The organism is Amycolatopsis eburnea (assembly GCF_003937945.1).
Taxonomy (GTDB): Bacteria; Actinomycetota; Actinomycetes; order Mycobacteriales; family Pseudonocardiaceae; genus Amycolatopsis; species Amycolatopsis eburnea.
This window is the reverse complement of record NZ_RSEC01000004.1, coordinates 1-217: the sequence shown is the minus strand read 5'-3', so window position 1 is coordinate 217 and position 217 is coordinate 1. Positions and strand designations below refer to the sequence as shown.

The following is a 217-nucleotide window of genomic DNA, read 5'->3' as shown; positions in this document are numbered from 1 at the left end:
GACCTCGCACGACCCCGCACCCGCTGAGTCGATCTGCGGCCAGGCTGCGGCCCGCTCGCCGCGCAGCCCTGCCCCGGCAACCGAGGTGCCCGCGAGGTCCAGCTGCGGCCGCGCCACGGCCCGGACCTCGCACGACCCCGCACCCGCTGAGTCGATCTGCGGCCAGGCTGCGGCCCGCTCGCCGCGCAGCCCTGCCCCGGCAACCGAGGTGCCCGCG

1 protein-coding gene is annotated in these 217 nt (G+C 79.3%); it reads right to left on the bottom strand.

The window, feature by feature from the left end; translation table 11 throughout:
* On the bottom strand, positions 1–217 hold a 217-nt coding region (locus EIY87_RS48215), incomplete at both ends, for a hypothetical protein (RefSeq protein WP_225439622.1).